Origin of the sequence: Streptomyces sp. NPDC127084, assembly GCF_042724175.1 — a bacterium.
Classification (GTDB): domain Bacteria; phylum Actinomycetota; class Actinomycetes; order Streptomycetales; family Streptomycetaceae; genus Streptomyces.
On the sequence record NZ_JBHXFA010000018.1, the window covers coordinates 1 to 19,534 of the forward strand.

23 protein-coding genes and 1 tRNA gene are annotated in these 19,534 nt (G+C 68.6%); 1 reads left to right on the top strand and 23 read right to left on the bottom strand.

What is annotated here, in order from left to right; translation table 11 throughout:
- The first annotated feature begins 211 nt into the window (after positions 1-211).
- Positions 212-284: transfer RNA gene (locus tag ACFWI9_RS06825), tRNA-Lys, on the top strand.
- 186 nt (positions 285-470) lie between these two features.
- Here the strand turns inward: ACFWI9_RS06825 and ACFWI9_RS06830 are convergent.
- The 23 genes from ACFWI9_RS06830 to ACFWI9_RS06940 all read right to left on the bottom strand — a co-directional run bounded on the left by ACFWI9_RS06830 (position 471) and on the right by ACFWI9_RS06940 (position 19,448).
- A complete protein-coding gene (locus ACFWI9_RS06830) occupies positions 471-1,124 on the bottom strand; it encodes a class I SAM-dependent methyltransferase (protein WP_387159455.1) in 654 nt (217 codons plus the stop codon).
- Between the two features lie 83 nt (positions 1,125-1,207).
- Complete coding sequence (locus tag ACFWI9_RS06835; RefSeq protein WP_387159456.1) at positions 1,208-1,699, bottom strand: hypothetical protein; 492 nt, start codon at positions 1,697-1,699, stop codon at positions 1,208-1,210.
- Positions 1,700-1,876: 177 nt separating this feature from the next.
- Positions 1,877-2,224 carry a DUF6415 family natural product biosynthesis protein gene (locus ACFWI9_RS06840; protein ID WP_387159457.1) on the bottom strand — a complete coding sequence of 116 codons (348 nt, stop codon included), beginning with the start codon at positions 2,222-2,224 and terminating at the stop codon, positions 1,877-1,879.
- Positions 2,225-2,303: 79 nt separating this feature from the next.
- Entirely contained in the window at positions 2,304-3,530 is a 1,227-nt protein-coding gene (locus ACFWI9_RS06845) for a helix-turn-helix domain-containing protein (RefSeq protein WP_387159458.1), read from the bottom strand.
- Positions 3,531-3,643: 113 nt separating this feature from the next.
- Positions 3,644-3,997 carry a hypothetical protein gene (locus tag ACFWI9_RS06850; protein WP_387159459.1) on the bottom strand — a complete coding sequence of 118 codons (354 nt, stop codon included), beginning with the start codon at positions 3,995-3,997 and terminating at the stop codon, positions 3,644-3,646.
- Complete coding sequence (locus ACFWI9_RS06855) at positions 3,997-4,341, bottom strand: hypothetical protein (protein ID WP_387159460.1); 345 nt, start codon at positions 4,339-4,341, stop codon at positions 3,997-3,999. Before ACFWI9_RS06855 ends, ACFWI9_RS06850 begins: the two co-directional genes overlap by 1 nt.
- A gap of 80 nt (positions 4,342-4,421) precedes the next feature.
- Positions 4,422-4,730, bottom strand: coding sequence for a hypothetical protein (locus ACFWI9_RS06860; RefSeq protein WP_387159461.1), 309 nt, complete (start codon positions 4,728-4,730; stop codon positions 4,422-4,424).
- A gap of 37 nt (positions 4,731-4,767) precedes the next feature.
- A complete protein-coding gene (locus ACFWI9_RS06865) occupies positions 4,768-5,610 on the bottom strand; it encodes a peptidoglycan recognition family protein (RefSeq protein ID WP_387159462.1) in 843 nt (280 codons plus the stop codon).
- A gap of 66 nt (positions 5,611-5,676) precedes the next feature.
- Complete coding sequence (locus ACFWI9_RS06870; protein WP_387159463.1) at positions 5,677-5,937, bottom strand: hypothetical protein; 261 nt, start codon at positions 5,935-5,937, stop codon at positions 5,677-5,679.
- A 10-nt stretch (positions 5,938-5,947) separates the two neighbouring features.
- On the bottom strand, positions 5,948-6,454 hold the full coding sequence (locus ACFWI9_RS06875; RefSeq protein ID WP_387159464.1) for a hypothetical protein: 507 nt from the start codon (positions 6,452-6,454) through the stop codon (positions 5,948-5,950).
- Positions 6,455-6,463: 9 nt separating this feature from the next.
- Positions 6,464-9,838 carry a hypothetical protein gene (locus ACFWI9_RS06880; protein WP_387159465.1) on the bottom strand — a complete coding sequence of 1,125 codons (3,375 nt, stop codon included), beginning with the start codon at positions 9,836-9,838 and terminating at the stop codon, positions 6,464-6,466.
- Between the two features lie 11 nt (positions 9,839-9,849).
- On the bottom strand, positions 9,850-12,192 hold the full coding sequence (locus tag ACFWI9_RS06885) for a phage tail tape measure protein (protein WP_387159466.1): 2,343 nt from the start codon (positions 12,190-12,192) through the stop codon (positions 9,850-9,852).
- Positions 12,193-12,350: 158 nt separating this feature from the next.
- A complete protein-coding gene (locus ACFWI9_RS06890) occupies positions 12,351-12,761 on the bottom strand; it encodes a hypothetical protein (protein ID WP_387159467.1) in 411 nt (136 codons plus the stop codon).
- Positions 12,762-12,769: 8 nt separating this feature from the next.
- Positions 12,770-13,273 carry a hypothetical protein gene (locus ACFWI9_RS06895; protein ID WP_387159468.1) on the bottom strand — a complete coding sequence of 168 codons (504 nt, stop codon included), beginning with the start codon at positions 13,271-13,273 and terminating at the stop codon, positions 12,770-12,772.
- Positions 13,273-13,683 (bottom strand): phage tail tube protein, encoded by a 411-nt coding sequence (locus ACFWI9_RS06900; RefSeq protein ID WP_387159469.1) that lies wholly within the window; start codon positions 13,681-13,683, stop codon positions 13,273-13,275. The genes ACFWI9_RS06895 and ACFWI9_RS06900 overlap by 1 nt, the downstream gene beginning before the upstream one ends.
- Positions 13,684-13,689: 6 nt before the next feature.
- Positions 13,690-14,424, bottom strand: a complete 735-nt coding sequence (locus ACFWI9_RS06905; protein WP_387159470.1) for a hypothetical protein — start codon at positions 14,422-14,424, stop codon at positions 13,690-13,692.
- Complete coding sequence (locus ACFWI9_RS06910) at positions 14,424-14,873, bottom strand: hypothetical protein (protein WP_387159471.1); 450 nt, start codon at positions 14,871-14,873, stop codon at positions 14,424-14,426. Before ACFWI9_RS06910 ends, ACFWI9_RS06905 begins: the two co-directional genes overlap by 1 nt.
- Before the next feature lie 8 nt (positions 14,874-14,881).
- Complete coding sequence (locus ACFWI9_RS06915; protein WP_387159472.1) at positions 14,882-15,478, bottom strand: head-tail connector protein; 597 nt, start codon at positions 15,476-15,478, stop codon at positions 14,882-14,884.
- A 2-nt stretch (positions 15,479-15,480) separates the two neighbouring features.
- Entirely contained in the window at positions 15,481-15,753 is a 273-nt protein-coding gene (locus ACFWI9_RS06920; protein WP_387159473.1) for a hypothetical protein, read from the bottom strand.
- Between the two features lie 12 nt (positions 15,754-15,765).
- Positions 15,766-16,170 carry a hypothetical protein gene (locus tag ACFWI9_RS06925; protein ID WP_387159474.1) on the bottom strand — a complete coding sequence of 135 codons (405 nt, stop codon included), beginning with the start codon at positions 16,168-16,170 and terminating at the stop codon, positions 15,766-15,768.
- A 66-nt stretch (positions 16,171-16,236) separates the two neighbouring features.
- Complete coding sequence (locus tag ACFWI9_RS06930) at positions 16,237-17,487, bottom strand: phage major capsid protein (RefSeq protein WP_387159475.1); 1,251 nt, start codon at positions 17,485-17,487, stop codon at positions 16,237-16,239.
- A gap of 132 nt (positions 17,488-17,619) precedes the next feature.
- Positions 17,620-18,279, bottom strand: coding sequence for an HK97 family phage prohead protease (locus tag ACFWI9_RS06935; RefSeq protein WP_387159476.1), 660 nt, complete (start codon positions 18,277-18,279; stop codon positions 17,620-17,622).
- Between the two features lie 11 nt (positions 18,280-18,290).
- Positions 18,291-19,448, bottom strand: coding sequence for a phage portal protein (locus tag ACFWI9_RS06940; protein WP_387159477.1), 1,158 nt, complete (start codon positions 19,446-19,448; stop codon positions 18,291-18,293).
- Positions 19,449-19,534: the final 86 nt, after the last annotated feature.

Sequence of the window (19,534 nt, forward strand, 5' to 3'; positions counted from 1 at the left end):
CCGCCGGGCCCGTGTTTTGATCCCGGCCATGCTCCGCGCTGTGTGCGGGCGTTGTGCGGGCGCGTGGCGTCGCTGACGGGGGATCACCAGCCCGAGCCGGGAGCCGACCACCCCAGCCCGCGCCGGCCCCGGCACCTGCGGCGACGCCCGGGAGCGGATACCCGATCGGATCTTTGCCGCGGTCCGGCTATGCTCATGGATGACGCGTCGAGGGCCGTTAGCTCAATTGGCAGAGCAGCGGACTTTTAATCCGTTGGTTGTGGGTTCGAGTCCCACACGGCCTACTCGCTCAGCACCTGGTCAGGGACCGTCCAGCCGGGTGCTGCCCGCGTTGAAGTAGGGCATATCGGGCGCCTGCTCAGCCAATGCTCAGCCGAAGTGTTAGTGATCATGCGTCTGATGGCAGGCATGAAGAAGCCCGATCAGCCTCCGGAACGGGGGAAGGCTGACCGGGGCAGTCTTCGGACGAGCTACGCCTGGGCGCGGACGAGGAGCGTGCCGATGTGCCCGGGCTCTGGTGCCTCGAGGATCTGGGCGTCGACGTCGCGGAAGCCGGCACGCTGCAGCATGGTCGTCCACCTATGGGGCGTGTAGCTGTACCGGTAGGTGTACATCGCCTTCCCCGCGAAGCCGCCCTTGTACATGCCCTGCGGGCCGTAGGCGCCCGGAATGGCCGGCGGGTGGGAGAAGACCAGACTGCCGCCCGGGTTCAGCCGTGAGGCGATGAGCGGGAGCAGCTTGGCCGGGTCGGTGAACCAGACCGCCCCGAAGATCGAGTAGACGGCGTCATACGTCCGCTCGTCGCTGCGGAGGTACTCGAGGACCTCTGCGCAGATGAACTCGACGCCGAGATGTCCCCACCGCTCGGTGGTCTTCTCGACCATGACGGGCGACAGGTCCACGCCGGTGGCCTTGACACCCTTCTGGGCGAGGTAGGCGAGAGCTCGGCCAGTGCCGCAGCCGATCTCCAGCACGCTCTCCGGGTCACCCAGCAGCTCGGTACCCGGGCCATGCCCGGCGTACTGCGTCCAGTGGAATACCGGTTCGGCGTCGTCCTTGAAGGCGCTGCCGGCGTAGGTGTCCCAGAGCTCGGTCTCGGCGGCGATGTCGTGTCGTGCAGGCACGGGATCGATCCCCTTCGTGGGCGGGAACGGGTGAGGCCCCTGCCCTCTCCGGGGGGAAGAGGGCAGGGGCCAGCCTAGGGCGGTTAGTGGCTGTCGGGGACCTTGTTGTCGCAGGGCGAGCACTCGGCGCCGTCGATGGCCCAGAGTTCCTCGTCGACGTCCCAGCCGTCCGCACGCAGGAAGTCCGCGGTGCGCAGGCACAAGCCGTCGCCGCGGCGCTGGATGAATGGCGCATGGTGCTTGTAGCGGCCGCCGTTGTAGACGTCACATAGGGCGAAGAACACGGGGGTGTCGAGGATGAGCTGGTGCACGCCGATGTCGACGAGCTTGCCCACGCCCAGGTGGACATCCGGGTGCTCCATGGCCGCGATCGTGTACATCACGGCGTTAGCAAGGATCCGCTCGGCCATGTTGCGGACCATGGTGTTGTCGCGGAGCAGGAGCGCGATCTCCCGCTCCCAGAGGGTCCCGCCGTCCGAGACGTTGATCGTGAGGTGGCGGATGTGCGGCTGAACTGAGTTGAGGATCACCTGTGGGTCGCGGGTCTTCACCTGCGTCGGGATGACTGTGGCCATGTGCAACTCCTCCTACACGTCGGTGCGATGGATTTGCCTGTCCGTCTCGGCCGTCGACCTGTCCAGGGGCGTGGCGGCCGAGACGGAGCTGTAGGGCCCGGACGGCGGGACGGAGCGGGAGCCGTCCGGGCGTGGGCCCGCCTGCTGCCCAAGCCGCCGCATGGCAGCAGGCGGGGGTTATGACTGCTCGCCGGGCCGGAGATTCTCGTAGTGGTCACACAGCGCCAGCAGCGAGGTCGCGATCTTTCGCGCATGCCGACGGGCAGCAGTAAGCCCGCCCCCGGGGGGTGTCTTCACCTGCCGGCAGGCGCCGTCCACGGCGACCTGGGCCACTTGCGCGGGCACGTCACCGAGCGGGGCGTGGCGGATCAGCGCCTGGACCTCGGGGACCATCAGGTACACGAACCCGCACATCGCGGGGACGAGTTCCGCCGATGCGGTCTCCTCGTCGGCCATCACCTGGCGGGCGACATCCCGCATCGTGGCGAGGTCCGGTGGCGCGTCTGAACTCGTCGTGACCTTCATGTCACCGACGGTAAGAGGAGACGAGAAGGGGAAGAGGGAGAGTCCCTCCCCCCTTATTCACGGGGAGAGTTCCTCCCCCTTACACGGGTACACCGAGCCCCTGCGCCAGATGCTGCGCATCCTCCCGGACCATCCGCGGCCCCGTCTTCACCAACTCCGGCAGCGCCATACGGGTGTAGACGTTGTACTGGATCGTCTCCGGCGACTCCCGAAATGCCTTCTGCAGCAGCGCCACCGCCGCGACGCCCTCGTCCTGCATGCCATGCGCCCGGGCCGTCTCGATCAGGTGATAACTGCGGCGGGTCGCCGACGGGATCGCGTCCAGGTCGAGCGCCTCAGCGACCTCCAGCGCCTTCCCGGGCTGCATCAGGTCGTTGAACATCGTGAGCGCGTAGCCGTCGACGATGCCCTGCCCGAACACCAGCCACGGGTGCGCGTAGTCGGGCCCGAGTCGGCGTGCGGCGTCGTTGGCACGGTCCCAGTACCGCCACGCGTCCCCGGCCCGGCCGACCTTCGCGAACGACAGGGCGACCGCGAGTTGCAGAAGTCCCCACCGGGCGAGGTCGTCCTGGTCGTCCTGGCTGAGCAGCGCGGCGGCCTGTTCCGCGAGGTCGACGCGGGCCTCCGCGGCCTCGTTCGCGTCCCGATAGACGTGGTTCATGTACCAGGCCGCGGCGGCGATCGCCCGCGGGCTGTCCGCGTCCTGCGCCGCCGTCATGGCCCGGTCCCCGGTGAGCACGACCAGTTCGGGGGCAGGCTGGAAGGACAGGAACAGTTGCGCGAGGTGGTACGCCTGCCCCTGAGCGACCAGTGCACGCCTCCGGTCCGCCCCGTCCAGCGTGCGGCTGGAGTGCTCGGTGTCGGCGAGCAGATCAGGCAGCAACGTCGCGATACGGGACCGGTGATCGCCCTTGGAGTGCCACAGCTTCCAGGCCTGCCGTACCCGCGCGCCGAGGACCTCGGCGGACTCCGGCGTCCGGTCCGCCGGACGCAGCCGGTACGTGGTCAGCGCGTTCTTGATGGCGGGCAGGTCACCGTGTATCGCCTTCGTGTACGAGGCGGTGGCCAGGCGCTCGTCCCCGATGAGGTCGGCCGGGTCGACGCCGTAGATGTGGGCGAGGCGTAGCAGCATGGGCAGGCGAGGCATTCCGATCAGGCCGTTCTCGATCGATTTCACCCAGTCGCTGGAGCGGCCCACGAGCCCGGCGACGACGGGCCTGGTGAGGCCTGCGCGGTCGCGTGCGAGACGGGCTCGCTGAGCGAAAGTGAGGCGGCTCCCGCCCTGATTGTCTGTGCGATCGGGCATACTGAGCTCCGTTCGTTCTGACCTCGACACTCAGAACGCTACTCCCCCCGGGCTACGGGGGAATGACGAAAGCGCCCCCTGCCCGGTCCCGTAGGATCAGGCAGGGGGCGTTCTTACACGTCGATGTGGTGGATGTACTTGCGGGCCCGCTCGGGGATAGGGGCCCCCGCGGGCGGCTCCAGACCGGCCCCACGGATATGCAACACGAGCTGATGGAGCCTGGTCTGAAGCCAGTGGAGAGCGAGTGCCTGGTCGCTGATCTGCTCCGCCTGCCGTCGAGCCTCGGTCTTCTGTTCGGCGAGCTCGTCCTTGACCGACTTCAGGTCGGTGCGGAGCTCCTTCACGATCGTCGTGAAGTCATCCCGGTTCTCCTGCCGCTTCGTCCTGCGCGCTGCCCGGGCCGCGACCACACCACCCACCGACCCGACCACCGCGAGGCCCGCCTGCACCCACGTCTCCACCGTCATCAGCGTCTCTCGATTCTCTTCAGGCGCGGGGACTCTCGCCACCCGGCCACGACTAGCACCGGGATCGCGATCGCCCCCCACACCAGCGCGGCGACCCACCCCCGGTCGAAATCACCCAGCAGCCACGAGGCGAGATAGGACGTCATCCACGGCAGCACCATCAGCGGCAGTGCCAGGAAGCCGGGCCAGTCCGCGCCCTCGGGGAGCCAGGCGGAGGCGATGGCGATGAGTCCGGCGGTAACCCACAGCCACCCCCACACGGTCAGCGGGGCGATATCCAACAGCAGCTTCAGGCCGCGCCGGTCAGGCTGCGGCTGGACGATCTGGCCGTAGCCGATGGCCATCCAGATGAATCCGAAGCTGAGGAGGATGGCCCCGCGGCGGCCCAGCTGACGGCCAAGCCGTCGGGCCGCACGGCAGGCCACTACACCGCCCGGGGCGCGCCGCCCGTGGACGTCGCCTGCTCGATGCCCGGCGCGATCCCCGACGGCTTCCACAGGGTGTGGTAGGCGATGCCGATGGACAGAGCTGCGGCGAGCATGCACGTCACGATCGACTTGCCCGCGAAGTCCCCGGCGAAGTACGACGAGCCGAGACCCACGACCGCCGCAACAGCGAGCATCATGAGGCCCTTGATCGCGCCCGACCATCGAGGCTGCTGAACGATCGCGATCACGGGCGGGAGGGCGTATCCGAGGGCCGCGGCCCAGAGTTCAGCGTCAGTCAGAGGCATGACAGATCCTTGTCTGTGAGAAGAGGGCAAAAGCCGGTCAGTCGGCGAGGCGGGCGTGGAGGGCGTCGGCGACCTTGTCGGCGATCGCGATGAGCTGCGCATCGGTCAGGCCCGTGAGCTCCAGCGCATCCACCTTGGCGGTGAGCTGGGCGACCTGCGATTCGAGCTTGTCGACATCGACCTTGGTCGTGCGCAGGTAGGCGTAGGCGTCGAGCGTCTCGGGGCTCTTGCCGTCGGGGGTGGTCTTACCCTTGTACGTCCACGGCGCGACGGCGCGCCCGTCGTAGAGGTCCTTCAGCTTGGACTCGATGTACTTCAGGCGGGTGTCCTGCTCGGGGGTCATGTCGACTTCTTCCTTGGGAGGTTCAGGGGTGGATCCGGGCCGGGGCGCACCGTGCTGGACCCATGCGTAGAGCGGCCCACCAGGGCACGACGTGGCGTAGCCGTCCCGGTGGCCCTTGATCTCGTCACCGGCGCCGTGCTCCCGCAGAAGCTCGATGCCGTCGCGGATGGCGTGCAGCATCGCGTCGGTCGGCTGAGTGAGCCCCTCGGAGCCGACTAGGCCCACGATCGCGTAGTGCTGCTGGTTCAGCGTCTGGTTGCCGTTGGCGCCCGTGCGCTTGCCGATGCCGCGGCCTTCGAGGAGGTAGCCGTGTAGGCAGGCGGCGTAGTTGTATGCGACGTCCGAGTAGTTCTCGGCGGTGTTTGCCAGGTGGCTGGCGCGGATCGCTTTCCACTCGGCGATGCACGCGGCGTGGTTGGTGAGCAGGCCAGTGGAGACGGGCGTGCCTTCGTAATGAACCTTGGTGCCTCTGGCGGTGGCCTGACTGGGCGCGGCCGAGGCAGGCCAGCCCAGCTGGGCGCGTGTGACAAGCTTCAAGGGTGCTCCTCGGGGCATTGAAAAGCCCCGGCCGGAGCGGCACGGGGCGAGTGGTCGTCGCTGCGGCTACGACGGGAGTTCGGTGTACATCGCCGCGTAGTCGGCGTCCGAGCACGCCGCGGCGTACTGGTGCCGGCCGCCCGGGACCGCGCGGCGGATCACCCAGTCCCCGAGCCTGACGAGCGGGTCATTCATCCCGTCTACGAGCTGAAGCAGATGCCCGTCGTCAGACCCGACGGACATCCCGTCCAGGAACTCGGTGGCGATGTGCTCCCCGTTGGTGCCGTCGTACTGCACGCTTTCGAGTCGTTCGATCACAGCAGGCATGGCGCCCTTTCTAGGCGATGCGGTGGAGGATGAAACAGGAGTCGGCCTCGATGCCTGTGCCGGTGGCGTTCGAGGTGTCCTGCGCCCAGTCGAAACTGAAGGTGCCCGCTGAGGCGCCGGTGATGAGGCGCCCTTCGACGTTGAACGTCTGCGGCACGGACGTGCTGATACACCCGATGGACTTGACCGTGCCGAGTGGCGTGCGGACCGCCTGAGAGTTGCCCGTCGATGTCGTCGCGGCGGTGTCCATGGTGCGGGCGCCCCATGAGCCGGACGATCCGGACGGCCCGGTGAACGTGCACTTCAAGTCCCCTGCGGTGTCGCCGGAGTAGCGGATGTAGGCGGAGAACTTGTACTCGGCATTGGCCTCCACGCTGACCTGGAGCTCCGGATCCGCGGTCGCCGTGGTGGTCGACGCGCGGGCCGTCGTTCCGGTCTTGGCGGCCGTCAGCGGCAGCATGCTGGTCAGCAGGGCCGCCGTGACGCGTCCCCCGGCTGGGATCGTGGGGTACACCACAGTGGCCTCCTATAGGGCAATGATCGTGGGCTGGAAGAGGCGGACGTCCTCGCCTGCGGCTTGCGCTTTCGAGACCCCGTTGACGCTGCGGGTGACCGTCCAGCGGGTCGGGTTCAGCAGGATGAAGTTGTCGTACCGGACCAGCGGCGAGACGTTGGTGTTGCCGGTGACGAGGATGCTTCGCAGGCCGATGAGCGCCGACGTGGTGAGGCTGCTGTCGGTGACCTCGAGCTGCCAGAACCCCGGTTCTGCCCGGGTCGGGTCCCACACCTTGGCCTGGAGGAGAGTCCCGAACACCCGGAACCGGAGCCGCACATCCGTCGATGCGGCGTGCGTCAGCTGCGGCGTGAAGCTGGCCAGCTGCGTCTCGGCTGCGGCGACCCGCTTCCTGATGGTGAGCGTCATGGTCTGGTCCGTGTTGAACGCGATCCGGGCCAGGTACAGGTTGTCGCTGTCGATGTACCGGGTGCCGATGCTGCCGGTGATCGCCGCCCCGGTCGCCAGCGCGGACGACTGGATGTCGACCTGCGTGTCGGTGTCGGCGATCGTCTGGGTGAGGAACGAGCGCCGTGACGTGTTCACCGTTCCGAGGAGATGCAGCCCTCGGCCAGAGGCCACGTCGTAGTCGCCCGGGACCGTGCCGCCGCCGAGTGACCACGTGCCGCCCACATCGGCTGGTCCCCACGCGTCCGTCTGGGCCGCGCTGAAGTCGTCCTGCGCTGCGCCAGTGATCGCTGTGACGGTCACCCGCTCCCCGCCCATGCGGACGTCGAACGGGACATCGGCCGGGTCCCGGGTCCACGACGGGCCGTCGGTCGCCAGCACCGTCATCGCCGTCGCCGACGAGGACACGGCCGCCGCCAGCACGGAACCGTCGGTGTCCGCCCGGCCCAAGGTTGCGCTGTCCAGGACGCCCACCGTGTACGGCGACGCGGGCACGCAGTTGAGGTAGATGTCCCACGTGTACTGGTCGAGGACCTCCGTATAGCCGAGCGCCATCTGGTCGATCGGGTCGGGCGGGAGCCACGCCGGGGGGTTGCTGATCGTGAGCCGGTCACCCAGTTCCATCGCCAGCACCGCGGGGATCAGCTGCGGGGCGGCGTGGAGCATGACGTGCACGGTTGGGTACCGGGCCTCGTCGACGGTGCCCAGATGCATCCGCCACCCGGCGTGCGGAGCAGGCTGCGCGTCCGAGTGGAGGTCGAGCGTGACCGACTCCTCGTACACGCCGACCCCGTTCGGCGGGGCCTGCACGGACAGCGGCCCTTCCTCGAGGACCGCGCGCCCGGACGTACCGCCCTGCCGGGTGACGGTCACGTCATTGCGTAGCCGCTGGTCGTCCTCGGTGGGCTCCAGCGGCGGGCCGACTTCCCCGTCTGCGGCGTAGTTCAGGGCCAGCGCCACTGTCTGGTTTTCCAGGCTGGTGCGGTCCCGGTAGACCAGGCCCAGGCGGGTGGTGGGCTCGTACAGGAGGCCACCGTCGACGGCGGCGCAGGACTCCAGCAGATCGAGCAACGGCTCGGGCCGTTGCGGGCCCACGAGTTCGCTGGCCCGCGTGGTGTCGCCGTCGATCCACGACAGGTCGACGATGGCGGCTTCCTCGTTGGCGAGGCGGTTGAGTCGGTCGATGGCGGTCTCGCCGTCGTAGCCCTCGTCCGCGTTCTCGTAGATGACGCTGCCGGCGGTGGTGCCGCTGCCTGGGAGGGCGATCGCGCCGAGGTGCCCGATGGCCATGCCCTCGGTGTTCGCGCCCCACACGCCGGAGACGCCGGCCGCGTAGCCCATGGTGCCGGTGTAGACGGTGGAGGAGGCCCACTTGCCGCCGCCGTCGGTGATGTCCCGCCAGGCGGCGACGAGGCGGGTCTGCCCGCCGCCGTTGTCGGAGGTGAAGATCTGGAGTCGGTTCCAGGTGCCGACGAAGTCGGCGAGCGCGGTGGCGTTGCTGTAGAGGAAGAACGCGAGGGACGCGCCGTCCTCGTCCAGGGCTTCGACGCGGATGCCTGCGGTGGAGGCGTAGACAACCGCGGTCCGGCAGGCCGATCCGGTCACCGCCACCCGCAGGATCTCGGTCTGTGTGGCGGGCATGGTCGGCAGCTTGTACACCATCTCGATCTGCCATCCGGCCGTGGTGGCGCGGGGGATGGAGCCCCTCAGGCTGGCCGGGTTCTTCAGCTTCGGCAGCGCCGAGGATCCGCCGAGGGAGTCCTCGGAGGCGAAGTCCATGCCGGTCACGGATAGCGAGTTCACCCCGGGCACGGGGCTGTAGGCGCGGGTGGCGGTCGCCCCTTCCTCCAGCGGCCAGTACGCCATGAGACCGGTGGCCGTGGGGACGCGGCGGCGCAGCGTGGACGCGAGGGGCTTGGCACCCTGCCCGAGGCGGCGCTGCACACCCGCGGCCTGGATCGGCACCCAGACGTCCTTGCCGGACACGTCCCAGCGGGACGGCCATTCGGAGATCTCCGCGTAGGCGCGGTACTCCCTGTTCGTGATCGACGCGGCCCCGGCCACGGTCCATGTGCGGCCTGCCGAGTCGGCGAACGACGTGGCGCCGGCCGTCTGCGAGCGGAAGTCGGGTGATGCGACGACCGTGCCGCCGATTCCGCTGCGGATCTCCGCCCGGTGCACGCGGCCTTCCAGCGGGAGCCGGGGCGGGTTGTTGGCGGGCTGGCTCGGTGCGATTTCCACCGGGGTCGTCGAGGCGAAGATGGCGCTCGTTCCGGCGATGGTGCCCTGTGCGAACTGGGTCCATGTGCCGCTCATGGACGTGGACCAGTACAGCGTGGCCGTCTTGCCGCCGGCGCCGTTGTCGATATCCAGCGTGGCCCGGAAAGCAGCGCGGCGCAGACCGCCGGGGATGGTTCCCTGGACGAACGCGCTCGTGCCGCTGCCGCCGCCCGTGGTCCAGTTGAAGACCAGCAGCCCGTTGAACGCGCGCATGTTCCAGGACTGCTGGCCGTCTGTGCTGCTCCACTTACCGATGAGCATCTGACTCTTGCCGGTGACGTACCAGTCCGCAGTGGCCTCTACCCTCACGTCGATGTCGCCCGCCACGTCCAGGCTCGCGTGGTCCGGGGTCGATGCGATGTCGGCCGCTGTCCCGGGCAGGGCGAGGTACGACTCGCTGCCGGGCACGCTGATTCTGATTGGGGTGTTGCGGCCGATCAGCCCGTAGTACGGCGACAGCGGGTTGCGCGGGCTGTACTTGCCCAGCCGGTTGTTTAGGACGAAGGACACCTTGGTCGGGTCGGTTGTGGTGCCCTCGTCCTTACGGCCCCGCTCGATGGTGATCGGGTCGCGGGTGTAGACGTCGCTTGTGACCTCGGTCCACGTCCCGCCGATCTGGAACTCGGTGCGCACGTCATGCGGGGTCTGCGGGAACGCCACGTCTGCCCCCTCTACTTCTTCCTGTCGCCGAACGCCAACTGCACGTCGCCGCGGCCTTCGACGCGAACGATCTTCGTGATGAATGTCTTGAACGCCCCATCAGCGCCGGTGACATCGATGACGATGCGGCCGAGGATGCCGCCGACCGGGTTGCTGGTTAGCGGTACGGGCGCGGATCCCCCCATCTGTCGTCCGGCGAGTGCTGAGGCTGCTGCGGGCGGCGCTTGCACGAGGTTGGACATGGTCCGCGCTACGAGGGCCTTCTTCGACTCGATGCCGACGACGACACCCTCGGGGATCCATCGGCCGATCTCGGACGCCATGAGCTTCGACGGGGATGCGATGCCGAGGGCCTTCGCGATCGGCCCGGGGATCAAGTCGCGGGCCCAGCCCATCAGAGTGTCCCGCAGCCAGCCGCCCATGCCCTTGATCCCGTTCCACAGGCCCATCACGATGTCGCGGCCCTTGTTGTAGAGGAGCGAGCCGAGGTTGCCGATGGCGGACGCGATCCGCCCGGGGATGCCCTGCGACCAGACGATGAACTGCGCGACCTTCACGATCGCTGCCTGCTTGAAGCGCTGGAAGGCGCCCGACACGGTGTTCCAGAGGCGGCTTCCGAGTGAGGAGATGGCCGCGATCGCGCGGCCCGGCAGACCCACCAGCCAGACCGTCATCTCGACCATTTTCCGCACGGCCCAGTCCTTGGCCTGGCCGAACCACTCGCCGATCTTCCCGGGGATCTGCCCGAGGAATTCGATCCCGGTCATGATGAATCCGACTGCGGCTTGGATCTTCGCCCAGATCCAGTCCCAGGCTGCGCCCGTCCAGGCTTTGATGGTGTCCCAGTTGGCGATGATCAACGCGACGAGGCCGATTACGGCCGCGATGATCCAGCCGATCGGGCCCATGGCGATGAGCCACTGAGCGGCCATGATCGCGGCCCACACCACCGCCCGTCCGGCCATCATCACGAACTGAGCAGCAGCTGTGACACCGGCGCGGATGACCGCGGCGATCCAGGTGCCGATCGACACTAGCGCGGAGCCTACCCATGCTGCGGCGGTTGTCGCCGCGGACGCTGCCGCCCCGGCCGCGATGCGGGCGTAGGCCATGAGGCCGATGCCCATCATTCGCATCCAGTTGCCCATGACGGTCCACGTGGAGGCGCTGATGATGGCGTTCGCGGCGGCGACGACCGTGGACACGGCGGTGTACACCATCATCGCGCCGCGCACGATCAGCACGGTGCCTGCCAGGGCGAGCAGCGTGTACGTGAGCGGCTCGAACACGGTCTGGTTGCGCATGGCGAAGTCGACGAATCCGCCGCTGACCTCGGCCAGTTTGCCCAGCGCCTTGCGTTTGAACGTCTCCAGACTGGAGGCGGCGCCCCCTCCGACCTTGGCCACCAGCCGGTCCGTTGCGCCGGATGCCTTGTCCATCCCTGCGGAGGCTGCGGCGGTGGCCGGGTCGAGCGCGAACAGGGCTGCGCCCATGGTGTTCGCCAGGTCGCCGAACAGCGCCTGTGCGGCGGTCAGCTGGACGGTCTCGTCCTTGGTGCCGCGGAGCGCGGTCATCGTCATCTGGAGAGCCTGCTGGGCGGACGCCCCGCCCTTGCCCATGAGCGCGGCCACCTTGTCGGACTCCAGGCCGATGCTCTTGTACGCATCCTTGACCGCGGTGCTGTTGCTCGTCGCCATCTCACCGAAGATGCCGATGGCGTCGGCTACCTGGTCGGCGTCCCTGGCGCCGGCCTTGAGGCCCTGGCTCAGCAGCCCTGTGGCTGTTCTTCCGTCGAGGCCGACACGGCGCCATAGGGTGCTGTACTCGTTGAGGGTCTCGAGGTAGTCGCCGCTCTTGTCGGCGGCGGACTGGAGACCGGTAGTGATGATGTCGAACGCCTCGTCGGCGTTGGACGCCAGGCCGGTCCGGATCAGCTGGCCGACGGCTGCGGTCGCCATGGTGAGGTCGGTGTCGAATGTCTCGGCCAGGGCGAGGGCCTTGGTGGTGATCCCTTCGAGTCCACCCTGTGCCTGCGACACGTCCCCGATGTTCTGGTAGACGCCCTTGATGGCGAGGTTCACGGTCTCGGTACTGTCGCCCCACGCGTTCTGGTAGACGCTAGCGCTGACTTTGGCGACCTCGGCGGCTTCGGCCGGACCGAGCTTGAGCTGCGCGGAGAGCTTGTTGTTCGCGGCTTCGGTGTTCAGGTTCTGCGCGATGCCCACGCCCAGGGCGATACCGACGCCGGCGCCGATGGCCTGCGATGCGACGGTGAACCGCTCCCGCATCCGGTCCATGGTGGCCGACGCCTGGTCGCGGGCGATCAGGTTGAAGACGAGCGACGTATCCGCCACCGCAGGTCACCGCCCTCTCTTCAGTTGTTCGTTCGCCTCTTGCTGGGCTTTCTCGTAGGCGTCGAGCCAGTCGAGGAGGTGGTCTGTCTCCTCCACCGTCAGCCGGTCCCAGTCCCGTGGCGTGACGTGCAGCAGGTGGGCGGCGTCGCCGAGTCGCCTTAGCCGGCGATCGGCAGCTGGGCTTTTCCCTCGCCCTCGGTGTCGTCGTAGGCGGTGGCGATCTGCCGGTCGAACTCCTCCAGCAGCGCGGCGCGTTGGTCGGCCGGAGCGTTCTCGGCGGCCGTGTCGCGGATCAGCCGCAGCTCCGCCTTGCTGTGCTCGAGGGTCAGCTCGTCCCAGGCGAAGTCGACGTCGTCGAACTTCATCGTGGGGTGCTCCCGCTTGAGGAACACGAACAGCAACGCACGTCGGCAGAGGCTGCTGCCCTTCATCACGTCGACGGTGAACTCGGAGAAGTTCCGGTCGGTGAGGCGCTCGATCTTCTCTCGCTCCGCGGACATCAGCTTGCGCGGGTCGTAGCGCCAGCGCTTCGGCTCGTCGGAGCCCTCGGGGTGGTACACCAGGAACACAAGGACTCCTATCCGGCCCGTGCCGCGATGCGCCGGGCCATTGCTTCCATCGCTTCGTGGACGGCCTCGCGGTACTGGTCGGCGTCGTTGATGAACGACTCGTCGAACCATCCGCGTTTGCCGGTCTGGGTACGCCACGGCTCCTTGCCGTAGGTGAGGGTGCGCCATCCGCCCTCGCGCCGGTTGGTGCGCTTCGGCGCGTTCGCGAACCCGCGGAGCCCGGGGGTCTTGAAGGCCTTGATACGGGCGCCGGACCAGCGGCCGCCGAGCTTCACCTCGGGCCGGATCTTCTTCGCGATCCCCGCTCGCAGGCCCGGCCCACTGCCGGTGCCTGCCGAGGGCATGGCCATGATTGCCGACTTCGCGCGGGCGGCACCCGGGCGCAGCGCGCCCCGCAGGTTCTTCGCGAGATCCTTGCGGAGTTCCTTGCCGTCCTCCTCGGCGCGCAGCGCCCGCACCAGCGCGTCGAGTCCCTCGGTGGTGCAGGTGAGTTCGAATGGCGGGCCGGCCATCAGGCCGTGGCGCGGGTCACCGCACCGGAGGTCGGGTAGCTCACCGACACCGACGCCTCGTCACCCACGCCGCCCTCGATCGGGTTCCACCCCTTGATCAGCACGGACCCGGTGTACTTAGGGTTCGAGGCGCCGACCGCTGCCGCGTCCGCGCGGACTTCGAAGGTGACGACGGTGCCGAGCAGCGGCCACATGATGCTGTCGATCTTCGTGGCGGCCACGTCCTGGAGGAACTCGGCGGAGAGTTCACCAGATTTGAGGCCACCGAGGACGGCCTTCCATCCGAGGCTGCCGTAGGTGGTGATGTCCTTGTCTTCCACCTCGATCGACAGCTCGGCCTTGCGGGTGTAGTCGGACAGGTCGGTGCCGTTGATGCTGAGGTACTGGGCCAGCAGGACCATCTTGGCCATGGGTGATCACCTGATTCCAAAGGAGGTGGCGAACAGGAACGAGGGGGTGGTGCCGGAGATCGTCCAGGCCACCCGGTACCAGGTGTCGGTGATCGCCGATCCGGACGTTCGGAGCGCTTCGCCGCCCACCGCGCCGGTCGCGGTGAACGTCAGCTGGGTGGTCGGGGACGGGAAGCCGTTGCTGTCGTCCGACTCGATGCGGGCGGTGATGCTCGGTGTCGTGCCCGACACGGACAGGACGTGCAGCGCGGCATACAGGCGCTTACCCGCGGCCACGGCACCGAGCTGCACACCGGTGCCCGTGCCGGTCGACGTCCGCGCGGTCCCGTTCGGGTGCCCGATCTGCCCACGCACCAGCGGCCACGACGACTTCGCCGTGCCGGACCACGGGGCCACTGCGCCGACCGATTCGCCCTGCGTGTAGTTGGAACGCATGGCAGTGGTGAGATAGGCGAGATCGCCCACGGCGGCACCCGCGGGACACACGGTCCACGGGCCGACTCCGCCCAGCTGCGCCCACGAGGCGTTGTCGACGAGGCTCGGGTCGCCAGCCTCCCACTGGCCTTCGCCGCTGATCTCCGCAGAGGCGAGCCCGCCGAGTTTTTCTGACCAGCCGTTCGAGGCGTAGTTGGTGGTCTCCTTCTCCTCGATCTCCGCCGTGAGCTCGATCTTGTTGGACGCGCCGGTCAGGTCGGCGGCGACCGCGAACAACCTGGCGTTGAGCAGCACGAACTTGCTCATCAGGGTGCCCCCTCTCCGATGACCTTGATGATGATTTCGGCGCCCAGGTACTGGATCCCGGCATGCTCATACAGGCGGTTGCCCTGGATACGGCGGACGTGGAGGTCGTGCGCCAGCCCGCCGAGGGCGTACTCGCCCGGTGCCCCGCGCGCGACCTCGATCGCTTCCTTCAGGGACGCCACTCCGAAGCCGGAGAGGATCGAGTCGAGGAGTCGTTGTGAGGACTGCTCGTCCGCCCGGCCGACCAGCAATCGGGCCGTGAACTCGATCTCGTCCAAGGCCCGGCCCATGGCCTTGTCGAAGTCGACGGTGTACTCGGCGACGAAGAACGCTGGCGCGGTCACCGCATCGGGGACGTGGCCGGTGGAGGTCAGTTTCGGGATTCCATCCGGCAGGACCACTGCGCGGGCGGCGGCGGCGATCGCCTCGCGCACTGCGCTGATATCCACTGCGCCTCCTATCCGAACCCGGGCACGATGTAGTGCTCGATGAGGTTCCACACGTCCGGGTCACGACGGGACAGGCGCACCACGCCCCACTCTGCGGAGCCTGTGACTCCCTCTGGGGAGTCCTTGCGCCGGTAGAGCCGAGCGGCCTGGAGGAGCGTGGCCTGCTCGATCTCGTCCGGCACCGCGGGCCATCCCCATCGGGCCGTCACGCGCACGCGAGTCGAGCCGTAGCCCCACGTGCCCGACGCCCGCAGAAGCGACGTGATCGCACGGCCGCGCACCAGCGCGTTGTCCGGTGCGGTCTCGTAGTCGGTGACGGGCGACCAAGAGCCACCCGATCCGGTCTCGACGATGAGGCCAGTGGAGCTGCCGATGTCGTCGACCAGGAGCCGCTCGCCCTCGGCGTTGCACACCACCCGGCCTGAGGTCCGGTAGGTGCGCGCCGTGGCAGGCGAGTCGAGGTAGAAGCGGCGACCGGTCGACGCGTCGATGCTGCGGGACGCCGAGGCGAGCGCGTTGTTCAACAGCGTGTCCCGCGACGTGTCGTCAGTCTCGATGTTCAGCGAGAGCTTGAGTGTGGCCAGGTCTGCGTACTCGTTGGCCACGGCTACTCCCCGGAGTGGTCGCCCTTGCGGCCCGAGGCGGCACGCTTCGCCGTTGTGCGGGGCTTGGTCTCGGCACCCTGCGGTGGCGCGCTCGTGTCGGCCTTCGGCATGGTGGCGGTCTCGACCTTGGCAGGCTCGTCGACGACTTCCTCAGCGATACCGGACGCGACCAGGTGCGCCGCCTCCGCTGTCGGCAACTCGGTCACCTCGCCCCGCGCCGGCCACGGCTCCCCGTTGCGGGTCCCGGACATCTGGACGTTCATGCGGATACGCATGTGCTGTGCCTCCTAGGAGTGGGCCACGGGCGCGAACCGCGGCTTGCCAAGCAGGACGCCCGCGCTGAACAGGCCTCCGGTCGTGGCGCCGCTGGTGACCGCGACGACGCGCAGGAATCGGCGGGTGCTGCGGACGCCGAACTCGAACACGGTGTCGTCGCTGGCGGCGACGACGGTCGGAGCGCTGCCCTGCAACTGGGCGGCCGCGACCGTGGTCCAGCCGGTGGACCCGTCGTCGGAGTCCTCGACGGTTACTGCGTGCGATCCGTCGGTGATGGTGCCGGTGGACACCAGGACCACGGCGTCTTGCATGCCGCCGTTGACCATGCGGTCGACCGCGACACCGTTCGCCGTGCCGTTGGTGCGGGTCGCCGGTGAAAGCGACCGGTTGAAGAGCACCTCGTCGAAGGTGGACATGGGGTTTCCTCCTGTCGAGTGACGAAGGGGCGGGCTCAGCGTCAAGTCCGCCCCTGGGATGGTCGGTCAGGAAGCCCCGCCGGTGTACGTCTTCACGGCCCCGGTGAGGTCGACCAGTGCTGCGTCGGCGCGCATGAGCGCCCGGAAGGTGACGAGGTCCGCGTTGAACGCGAACTCGTCGGACCGCTCGAATCGGATCCCGCCAGCCATGCGCACGAAGTACTGGCTGATGTCGCCGAAGATGACCGACTCAGCGCTGAGTCCGATGGACGCGACATTGGGGTCCGTCAGCACCGGCTTGCCGAGGATGGTGTCCGGGGTGCCAGCGACGACCGAGGGCTGCCAGATGTACTGGCCCTCGCTGGTCTTGATCTTGCGGATCGTCCCCGCGGTGGTGTCGTTCATGATCCACCGGCAGGACTGGGACATCCGGTACGGCGAGATCACCGAGTGGAACAGGGTGATCAGCAGGTCAGCGCCCTGGCCGGCCGTGGCCTGCGCGCCGAACCCGCCGGTGACACCGGTCGGTCCGGTCGCGCCCGCGGACGCGTCGGTGACGATGCCGCGAGGCTGGCCGGAGCCGGTTCCGGTGATGCAGTGCGCCCCGAACGCGTTGCCCAGTGCCCGGCCAGCCTGCATGGACAGGTAGCCCTCCAGGTCCACGCCGGCGTCCGTGAGGAGCTCGCGCGAGACCTGGATGACCGTGCCGTACTTGAACGCGCCGAGGCTGATCTGCCCGAACGCCGGGTCCGACTCCGAGATGGCCGCGGCCTCGGTGACGATGGCCGCGGAACTGTGCGCCGTGGTCTTCGGCACCTGCAGCGTCTCTCCGGAAGCCGTGTTGAGCACGGTCGCCCCGGCCTGCAGGATCGCGCTCGTTTCGATGAGGTGGGCGACCAGTTGGCCGTAGAAGTCGGTCGGCACGGTGTTGCCGCCCGCTCCGGCAGTCAGCTTGGAAAGGTCACGGAAGCTGACCGGGGCCGTGGGCCGCACGTCGAACGTCCGGCCGCCTTCTCCGCGCAGGAACTTCCGCAGCTCGTCTGTGCCGGGGGCCTGCGGGCCGCCAGGGGCGTTGCCGCGCGGCTCCCCGCGCAGCTTCAACATCGCGTCCTCGGCGTCCTTCGCGCGCTGCTCTCCGTCGATGACGGCCTTGATGCGCTTGTCGAGCGCGTCCAGCTCGGCGTTCAGGGACTGCCAGGTGCCCTCCTCCTCTCCGGAGAAGGTGCGGTTCTCGTCGGCTGCCGAGTCGGCGAGCGCCTTGGCCTGCTCCCAGACGCGCATCCGGCGTTCCTGGAGGCTCTTCACTACCTCGGACATGGTCCGATCTCCTCACTGCATAGCGGGTGTGGGGTCCGAGGTGGCTGTCGGCCTGCCTCGACATGCGAAAGGCCTGCACCAGGCAGGCCGAGGGTGTTGCTGGGGTGGCTGTCGGCCTGCCCCATGGGTGGGTCACAGGTGCGGGGACTCCCGCCGCGCTAGCAGCGCCATGCGCGCCGCCGCACCAAGGGTCTGCGGCTTGGCCGGCCCGGGCCCGTCCGTGCGGCGGAAAAGCTTGCGCAGCTCGCCCTCGGCGGCCAGCGACCGGACTTCTTCGAGCTCGGCGCCGACATGGGCCGCGAGAGAGCGAAGGCCAGCAGAAGAGTCGGGGTAGGCAGGGATGTTGACCGGGGCCACGTCGACCAGCTGCGCCGCGAGCAGCGTGCGCTTGGGAAAGCCCTGGTCGGTCATACCCCAGTCGTCCTCGACCGTGCGAAACGCGAACGAGCTCTTGCGGACATCGCCGCGCGCCACCAGCTCCAGGATGTCCGCGCGGGCCTGCGGCGGGTCGACGTCGTACATCAGGCCCGTGTCGTCAACCTGGAGCCGCAGCGTGCCACCGGCCACCGTGCCCAGCAGCATGTTGTCGTCGTGGTTGTAGCGGGCGATGACGTCGGGCCAACCGTCACCTCGGGACTTGTTGAAGGCCCGCGAGTCGACGACCTCGACGAAGCCACCGAGGTTGGACGATTCACGGTTGAACACGGCTGCGTAGCCGTTGATAGTGCGCTGCTCCTTGGCGGCCCGCAGCTCGACGGGCACCGCGGTGTAGCGCCTCTCCAGGTCGGCCACGGTCGGCCTCCTCACTCGGATGGGTTGGGATCCTCCGGCACAGAGGCCGGAGAGTTGCTGGGGCCGCCGAGCATCGCCACGGGCAGGTAGACCTGCCCTTGGCCGTCCGGGAGCGGCGGCAGGTCTTCCAAGGCACGGACCTCGTCGCGGTTGCGCCAGCCGCCCGTGAGCGCGATCGAGTGCGCCTGGTAGCGGGTCATCAGATCGACCCGGATCATCGCGTCGACGTTGAACTTCACGAACTCCCGCCCGGGCATGAGCGCGGACAGCTTGGTCTCGATCCGCGACAGCCAGGGCCGCAGCGTGAAGTTGGCGAAGTTGATCGCGTTCTGCTCGACGTTCGCATAGGTCATCGACCCGCCGGAGTCGCCACCCACCATCTCCGGGGGAACGCCGTAGATCGCGGCAATCTGCGAGGCGTTGAGCCGCATCGTCTCAATGAACTGCGACTCCTCCGGGTTCACCTGCAGCGCAGTGAAGTCCCAGTCCGATCCGAGGACCAGCGGCTTGCGGGAGCGAATCCGGGCCGACAGCCGGTCCGAGATCTCCGCGGAGTCATCCGGTGTGACGGTCTTGGCCGAGTTCTTCAACACGGACGGCGGGGTGCCTCCGTTGTCGAACCACGACAGCCCGTACTCGGTTGCCGAGAGGCCTACGCCGATCGTCCGCGCGAAATGACTAATGGGCGACAGGCCCACGACTTTGCCGGGCAGGACCACCCACGGGATGTGGACGATCAGCTCCCGGGCGACCTCGTGCCCCTGCCAGTAGAAGACCGGCATCGTCGGCCGAAGCTCATCGACCCAGACATCGTCCGGGTTCAGCCACTCGATCGAAGTGGGGAACCCGAAGGCGTCCCGCTGCGTGATCAGCCCGTAGGCGTTGCCGCGCAGCCCGAGGGACACTACGAGCTTGTGCAGCCACTCGAACAGGTTGTCCCGCGCAGCCGGTTGGAACAGCAGCGAGGGGACGAACGTCAGCATCTCCCGCGACGCGCCGTTCTTCCGGTACGTCTGGACCGGAAGCGACGCGATCGAGTCGGCGAGGATCCGAACGCAGGCGAATAGCGGCACCAGCGACATCGCCCGTTGCGAGGAGATCGAGCCGCTGCGCGGCCCTCCCGCGATCCACGGCAGCGAGGTGATCGCTCGCTTGCTGACACCAGCCATCCACCGGAACGGAGCCGCCACCGCCCGGGTGACTCGCCTCCAGCCAGCCACGGCCGGCGGCCCACCACCGGCGTACCACACCCCAT

Coding starts and splice junctions, on each gene's coding strand:
- ACFWI9_RS06835 (WP_387159456.1), bottom strand. CDS start 1,699: ATGGCCACAGTCATCCCGACGCAGGTGAAGACCCGCGACCCACAGGTG.
- ACFWI9_RS06840 (WP_387159457.1), bottom strand. CDS start 2,224: ATGAAGGTCACGACGAGTTCAGACGCGCCACCGGACCTCGCCACGATG.
- ACFWI9_RS06845 (WP_387159458.1), bottom strand. CDS start 3,530: ATGCCCGATCGCACAGACAATCAGGGCGGGAGCCGCCTCACTTTCGCT.
- ACFWI9_RS06850 (WP_387159459.1), bottom strand. CDS start 3,997: ATGACGGTGGAGACGTGGGTGCAGGCGGGCCTCGCGGTGGTCGGGTCG.
- ACFWI9_RS06855 (WP_387159460.1), bottom strand. CDS start 4,341: ATGGCCATCGGCTACGGCCAGATCGTCCAGCCGCAGCCTGACCGGCGC.
- ACFWI9_RS06860 (WP_387159461.1), bottom strand. CDS start 4,730: ATGCCTCTGACTGACGCTGAACTCTGGGCCGCGGCCCTCGGATACGCC.
- ACFWI9_RS06870 (WP_387159463.1), bottom strand. CDS start 5,937: ATGCCTGCTGTGATCGAACGACTCGAAAGCGTGCAGTACGACGGCACC.
- ACFWI9_RS06895 (WP_387159468.1), bottom strand. CDS start 13,273: ATGGCCGGCCCGCCATTCGAACTCACCTGCACCACCGAGGGACTCGAC.
- ACFWI9_RS06900 (WP_387159469.1), bottom strand. CDS start 13,683: ATGGCCAAGATGGTCCTGCTGGCCCAGTACCTCAGCATCAACGGCACC.
- ACFWI9_RS06905 (WP_387159470.1), bottom strand. CDS start 14,424: ATGAGCAAGTTCGTGCTGCTCAACGCCAGGTTGTTCGCGGTCGCCGCC.
- ACFWI9_RS06920 (WP_387159473.1), bottom strand. CDS start 15,753: ATGCGTATCCGCATGAACGTCCAGATGTCCGGGACCCGCAACGGGGAG.
- ACFWI9_RS06925 (WP_387159474.1), bottom strand. CDS start 16,170: ATGTCCACCTTCGACGAGGTGCTCTTCAACCGGTCGCTTTCACCGGCG.
- ACFWI9_RS06930 (WP_387159475.1), bottom strand. CDS start 17,487: ATGTCCGAGGTAGTGAAGAGCCTCCAGGAACGCCGGATGCGCGTCTGG.
- ACFWI9_RS06940 (WP_387159477.1), bottom strand. CDS start 19,448: ATGGCTGGTGTCAGCAAGCGAGCGATCACCTCGCTGCCGTGGATCGCG.